This window comes from Cryobacterium sp. RTC2.1 (genome assembly GCF_035018685.1).
Classification (GTDB): Bacteria; Actinomycetota; Actinomycetes; order Actinomycetales; family Microbacteriaceae; genus Cryobacterium; species Cryobacterium glucosi.
In genome coordinates, this window is the sequence record NZ_JASJXJ010000190.1 from 1 (window position 1) to 6,165 (window position 6,165).

Sequence of the window (6,165 nt, forward strand, 5' to 3'; positions counted from 1 at the left end):
GGCCGGAGCGACCGGGGTTGCTGCTGCGGGGGCGGATGCCGCCGTCTGGGCCGGCTGCGCGGCCTCGGCAGCGGGTGATTCCGCGTCGTGGCCTGCCCCGTTCGCGGTCTGGTGGTAGCTCTCCAGCACGGGCCACCAGGACTCATCCACCGAGTTCTTGTCGACGAGGTACCGTTCGTACAGCTCGTCGACGAGCCACTCGTTCGCTCCGAATTCACCCGACGTTGCTTCGTCGGATCCACTACCGGTCAACTGGCTCGACACAGCCGGTTCCCACTCTCTGCGTTGAATTTTGGATATCCCCGGCCGAAAATCGCCGGTTCGGTCTGCCCGCCCAGCCTAAACCAATCGCGCATGGCTGCGGGTATCGATGCGGGGGGCTAGCGTTATTTGCATGCAGTTCTATGGAGCGATCCCCAGCCACGATCTCACGTATTCCGACGTCTTCCTGGTGCCGAGCGAATCGGCCGTCACGAGCAGGCTCGACGTCTCCCTCGCGCCCGGAGACGGGACAGGGGCCACCATCCCTGTCGTGTCCGCGAACATGAACTCGGTGACCGGTCCCCGGCTCGCCGCGTCCCTCGCACGCCGCGGCGGACTCGGCGTGCTGCCGCAGGACATGCACCTGCAGGAACTCGACGCCGCGATCCGCTGGGTGAAGGACCAGTCGACCCGTTTCGACACCCCGTTCATCTTCGGGCCGGGTGAAACGGTCGCGAGCGCCCTGCGCCAGGTGCCCCCCGTCGCCGGCCAGGGCATCGTCGTCAACGACGCCCGCGGCGCATACCTCGGCTGCATCGACGCCGCCAGGCTCGGCACCGCCCTGCCGGACGCCCAGCTCGGCGACCTGCTGCACGGCCCGCTGACGTCCCTCGACGCCGAGGACATCGACGGCCCGCGCCGCGCCTTCGACGTGATGACCGCCGCGGAACTCGACTTCGCCCCCGTGCTCCGCCACGGCGTCATGGTCGGCACCCTGAGCCGCAAGAGCGCGCTCCGCTCGACCCTCTATCAGCCCTCCGTCGACGCCCACGGGCGTCTGCTCGTCGCCGCGGCGATCGGCATCAACGGCGACGTGGCCGCGAAGGCACGCGCGCTCGTCGCCGCCGGTGTCGACGTCCTCGTCGTCGACACCGCGCACGGGCACCAGGCCGGCATGCTGCGGGCGCTCGGCATCGTCGCAGGGCTCGGCCTCGGCATCCCGATCGTCGCAGGCAACGTCGTGACCGCGGATGCCGTCAACGACCTGGTCGGGGCGGGCGCCACCATCGTGAAGGTCGGCGTCGGACCCGGCGCGATGTGCACGACCCGGATGATGACCGCCGTCGGCCGGCCGCAGTTCTCCGCCGTGCTCGAGACCGCAGCCGCCGCGCGCGAACTCGGCGCGCACGTCTGGGCGGACGGCGGGGTGCGCTACCCCAGGGACGTGGCGCTCGCACTCGCCGCCGGCGCGGCATCCGTCATGATCGGCTCGTGGTTCGCCGGCACCATCGAGGCGCCTGGCCTGCTCGACACGGATGCCTCCGGCGCGGTCTACAAGGAGAGCTGGGGCATGGCATCGACCAAGGCCGTTCAGGAACGCTTCGACAGGCTCGACCCGTACGAGCTCGCACGGAAGACCCTCTTCGCAGAGGGCATCTCGAGCTCGAAGATCTACCTCGACCCGCTCCGTCCCTCACTCGAGGACCTGCTCGACATGATCACCTCCGGTGTGCGCAGCTCGTTCAGCTACGCGGGCGCGACCAACCTCGACGAATTCCACGAGCGCTCCCTCGTCGGGATCCAGTCGGCCGCCGGCTACGAGGAGGGCAAGGCCCTCCCGGTCTCCTGGTAGCGGTCGCTTCCTGACAATCGGGTCCGGGTGTGCCACGCGCACCCGGTCCCGCACGGGACCTGCACGGTATAGTTGGATGAATAATGGACGACCCTCCTCCTGCGAATTCGCCCAGTAACCGTTCTCCCCGTGAGAACGGTTTTCCCCTTGTGACGACAGCTGCAACGACAGCGGACGCCGGGCCCCGCGATGTTTGAGTGGGTCATGCTCGGCGTCGGCATCATCCTGACCATCGGCACCGGCCTCTTCGTCGCGAGCGAGTTCTCCCTCGTGAATCTCGAGCGCAGCGACCTCGAGGCCAGGCAGGCCCGCGGAGAGACGCGGCTCGCGAAGACCATCGCGGCCCTGAAGATCACCTCGACGCACCTCTCGAGCGCCCAGCTCGGCATCACCCTGACCACGCTCCTCACCGGCTACGCTCTCGAGCCCGCGATCAGCAGCCTGCTCGCGCCGCCGCTGCTGGCTGCGGGGTTCCCGAGACTCGTCGTGCCCGTCGTCGCCTCGACGGCCGCGATCGTGATCGCGACCCTCGCCTCGATGATCATCGGCGAGCTGGTGCCGAAGAACTTCGCCCTCGCCCTGCCGATCAAGACCGCGAAGCTCGTGATCCCGTTCCAGACCCTGTTCACGACCGTGTTCCGTCCGGCCGTGACCGTGCTCAACGGCAGCGCGAACGCCGTGCTCCGGTCGATCGGGATCGAACCCAAGGAAGAGCTGTCCGGAGCGCGCACCGCAGAGGAGCTCTCCTCGCTCGTGCGGCGTTCTGCCAGTGCCGGCCTGCTCGAGAAGGACACGGCGACGCTGCTGCACCGCACCCTGCTCTTCTCCGGCCACACCGCCGCCGACGTCATGACGCCCCGCCCGCGCGTCGCGAGCATCCAGCGCAACGCCTCCGCCCAGGCCGTGATCGACCTCACCCGCCAAACCGGGTACTCGCGGTTCCCCGTCGTCGACGAGGGAGTCGACGACGTCGTCGGCATCGTGCACGTGAAGCAGGCCGTCGCCGTGCCGCGGCACCGCCGGGCGGATGTCCCGGTGTCCGCACTCCAGTCCGAGGCCGTTCGCGTGCCGGAGACCATGAAACTCGACGGCCTCCTCGTCGAACTCCGCGGCCGCGGCTACCAGATGGCCGTCGTCGTCGACGAATACGGCGGAACCGCCGGTGTCGCGACCCTCGAGGACCTCGTCGAGGAACTGGTCGGCGAGGTCGCCGACGAGCACGACCGCACCAGGGCAGGGGTCGTGCGTTCGCCGGACTCCCTGACCTTCCCCGGGATGCTCCGCCCGGACGAACTCCTCGAACGCACCGGCGTCGTGGTTCCTGAGGACGGCCCGTACGAGACGGTCGCGGGTTTCGTGATGAGCGAGCTCGGCCGATTGCCCGTCGTCGGCGACGTCGTCGGCATCGCAACGGGAGAGCTCTCGGTCGAACGTCTCGACGGTCGCCGGATCGACCGCATCCGCTTCACGCCCACGTCGGAGCCGGAACCGGAGACCGAGTCCGAGCCGGGGACCACGGTCGCGGTCGCAACCGTACCGCTGGCGACGCCGGCGACGGCACCCTCTGCGCCCACCCGACCCACCGCGGCGAAGCCGAAGGAGCGCCGTCATGAGTGACTGGACAGGAATCGTCTGGCTGTTCGTGCTGCTCGCCGGAAATGCCTTCTTCGTGGCCGCCGAGTTCGCGGTCATCTCCGCGAGGCGCTCCCAGATCGAGCCGCTCGCAGCCGCCGGCCGGATGGGCGCCCGGACGGCGCTCTACGCGATGGAGCACGCGACGCTCATGCTCGCGACGACCCAGCTCGGCATCACGGTGTGCTCGCTGCTGATCCTGAACGTTTCTGAGCCGGCGATCCACCACCTGCTCGAGGCGCCGCTCGCCCTGACCGGGCTGCCGGACGAGGCGCTCACCGCGATCGCGTTCATCGTGACGCTGCTGCTCGTCTCCTACCTGCACGTCGTGTTCGGCGAGATGGTGCCGAAGAACCTGTCGTTCTCGATCCCCGACAAGGCCGTGCTCGTGCTCGCGCCGCCGCTCGTGTTCTTCGGACGCCTCGTCAAGCCCCTGATCGTGGCGCTCAACTCGACTGCCAACGGCGTCCTGAGGCTGTTCCGGGTCGAGCCCAAGCACGAGGCGAACAGCACGTACACGCTCGAGGAGGTCGCGACGATCGTGTCGGAGTCGACCAGGGAGGGCGTGCTCCGCGACGGAACCGGTGCGCTCAGCGCGACGTTCGAGTTCACCACCCGCAAGGTGCGCGACGTCGCGGTCCCGCTCGCGGACCTGATCAGCCTGCCGGAGTCCGCAAGCCCGGCCGACGTGGAGAAGGCCGTCACCAAGCACGGTTTCTCGCGCTACGTGCTCGTGACCGCCGAAGGGGAGCCGACCGGCTACGTGCACCTCAAGGACGTGATCGACCTCGACGGCGACGCGGGAATCCCCGTCACGGGCAGCACCGCCGGGAACGGCCTCGGCAGCTACGCCGATCCCATCCCGGCCAAGCGCATCCGCCAGCTCGTGTCGATCTACGAAGGCACCGACCTCGAGGACGCGCTCGCGACCATGCGCCGCTCCGGAGCACATCTCGCCCGCTCGTTCACCGCAGTCGGGGCGACGACGGGGGTGCTCTTCCTCGAGGACATCATCGAAGAGCTCGTCGGCGAAGTGCAGGACGCGACCCGGCGTCTCTGAGCGGCGTCGAGGTACCGGGTCCGACGGACGCTGCGGGCAGGCCGGGACCTCGACGGCGGGTGCTCACGGGCGTAAAATGTGCGCCGAAAGAAAGTGAGGCAGACTCATGTTGAGCCAGTTGGAAGCCTATTCGGTACTGCCGGCGAAGGACCTGAAGCGCGCGAGGGAGTTCTACCGGGACAAGCTCGGGCTCGAACCGGCGGAGGAGCACGAGCACGGGCTCGTCTACCGCACGCCGTCCGGGGCCAGGGTGCAGGTCTACGAAACCGAGAACGCCGGCACGGCCAGGAACACCGCGCTCGGCTGGATGACAGACGACCTCGAGGCCGAAATGGCCGCGCTGCGCAGCCGCGGAGTTGTCTTCGAGGAGTACGACGTGCCGGGACTCAAGACCGAGAACGGCATCGCAACGGACTCCGAGGGCAAGGCTGCCTGGTTCCGGGATTCGGAAGGGAATTTCATCTGCGTGTCCCAGTCGGTGTGAATGGCAAGACGGCGTGAAGGGCCAGGCGCCCTGAGCGCCTGGCCGGAGTGAGCGCCGGGTCGGTGGGGCGCTCAGGCCTCCGGCCAGCGGGCGCGCAGGTACTGCGGCGGCCAATAGTCGATCGTCGCCCCGAGTTCGTGGGCTGCCCGCAACGGGAAGTGCGGGTCGCGCAGGAGTTCCCTCGCGAGCATGACGGCGTCGGCCTGCCCGCTCGCGAGGATCTCCTCGGCCTGCGCCGGGGTCGTGATGAGTCCGACCGCGCTCACCGGGACATCCGCTTCGCCCTTCACGAACGCGGCGAGCGGCACCTGGTAGCCGGGACTGAGCGGGATCTGCACGCCCGTGACGTTGCCGCCGGAGGAGATGTCGAAGAAGTCGGCGCCCGCGGTGCGCGCCCAGCCGGCGACGATGGCGGTCTCCTCCGGGGTCCAGCCTCCCGGGGCCCAGTCGGTGGCCGAGAAACGCACGAAGAGCGGATGCGACGCGCCGACCGCCGCGCGGACGGCCGCGACGACCCGCAGCAGCAGCCTGGCGCGGTTCTCGAGGGAACCGCCGAACTCGTCGGTGCGGTCGTTGCTGAGCGGGGAGAGGAACTGGTGCAGCAGGTACCCGTGTGCCGCATGGATCTCGAGCACGTCGAAGCCGGCTTCGATGGCGCGGACGGCCGCGGCGGCGAAATCGTCGACGACCATGTCGATGCCGCGGGCGTCGAGGGCGACGGGAGCCGCGTAGCCGGGGAACGGGATGGTCGACGCCGACAGCGTCGGCCAGCCGCCCTCCGCCGCGGGGACGGTGCCGTGCCGGACGGCGCCGTGGCTGTCGGCGCCCCAGGCCGGCCAGGTCGATGCCTTGCGGCCGGCGTGCGCGAGCTGGATGCCGGCGCGTGCGCCCTGTCCGTGGATGAAGCGGACGATGCGGGCCCAGGCGTCGGCCTGCTCCGTGTTCCAGATGCCGGTGTCTCGGGCGGTGATGCGACCCTCCGGGCTCACCGCGCTCGCCTCGGCGATGACGAGGCCAGCCCCGCCCGCCGCGAGGCCGCCGAGGTGCACGAGGTGCCAGTCCTCCGGCACGCCGTCCTCTTTCAGGATCGAGTACTGGCACATCGGGGCGGCCCAGAGCCGGTTGCGCACGGTCAGGCCCCGGACGGTCAGGGGG

6 protein-coding genes are annotated in these 6,165 nt (G+C 69.7%); 4 read left to right on the forward strand and 2 right to left on the reverse strand.

Annotated elements, in window-relative coordinates:
- Positions 1 to 264, reverse strand: a 264-nt coding sequence (locus QN357_RS17090) for a 2-oxoglutarate dehydrogenase E1 subunit family protein (RefSeq protein ID WP_323505259.1), incomplete at its 3' end; no start/stop codon positions are given.
- Positions 265 to 394: 130 nt separating this feature from the next.
- On the opposite strand from QN357_RS17090, the gene QN357_RS17095 reads away from it, so the two are divergent.
- The 4 genes from QN357_RS17095 (at position 395) to QN357_RS17110 (ending at position 5,010) form a co-directional block, all read left to right on the forward strand.
- Positions 395 to 1,834, forward strand: a complete 1,440-nt coding sequence (locus QN357_RS17095) for a GuaB1 family IMP dehydrogenase-related protein (RefSeq protein ID WP_134449772.1) — start codon at positions 395 to 397, stop codon at positions 1,832 to 1,834.
- A gap of 189 nt (positions 1,835 to 2,023) precedes the next feature.
- Positions 2,024 to 3,451, forward strand: coding sequence for a hemolysin family protein (locus QN357_RS17100; protein WP_323505260.1), 1,428 nt, complete (start codon positions 2,024 to 2,026; stop codon positions 3,449 to 3,451).
- Positions 3,444 to 4,526: a hemolysin family protein gene (locus QN357_RS17105; protein ID WP_322189552.1), complete on the forward strand. Its 1,083-nt coding sequence runs from the start codon at positions 3,444 to 3,446 to the stop codon at positions 4,524 to 4,526. The genes QN357_RS17100 and QN357_RS17105 overlap by 8 nt, the downstream gene beginning before the upstream one ends.
- Before the next feature lie 106 nt (positions 4,527 to 4,632).
- Positions 4,633 to 5,010 (forward strand): VOC family protein, encoded by a 378-nt coding sequence (locus QN357_RS17110; protein WP_134449775.1) that lies wholly within the window; start codon positions 4,633 to 4,635, stop codon positions 5,008 to 5,010.
- A 71-nt stretch (positions 5,011 to 5,081) separates the two neighbouring features.
- Here QN357_RS17110 and QN357_RS17115 read toward each other — a convergent pair.
- On the reverse strand, positions 5,082 to 6,165 hold a 1,084-nt coding region (locus tag QN357_RS17115), incomplete at its 5' end, for an NADH:flavin oxidoreductase/NADH oxidase (RefSeq protein ID WP_323505261.1).

Bases quoted from the DNA above. Each gene is read 5' to 3' on its own strand.
- QN357_RS17105 (WP_322189552.1), top strand. From the start codon at position 3,444: ATGAGTGACTGGACAGGAATCGTCTGGCTGTTCGTGCTGCTCGCCGGA.
- QN357_RS17095 (WP_134449772.1), top strand. From the start codon at position 395: ATGCAGTTCTATGGAGCGATCCCCAGCCACGATCTCACGTATTCCGAC.
- QN357_RS17110 (WP_134449775.1), top strand. From the start codon at position 4,633: ATGTTGAGCCAGTTGGAAGCCTATTCGGTACTGCCGGCGAAGGACCTG.
- QN357_RS17100 (WP_323505260.1), top strand. From the start codon at position 2,024: ATGTTTGAGTGGGTCATGCTCGGCGTCGGCATCATCCTGACCATCGGC.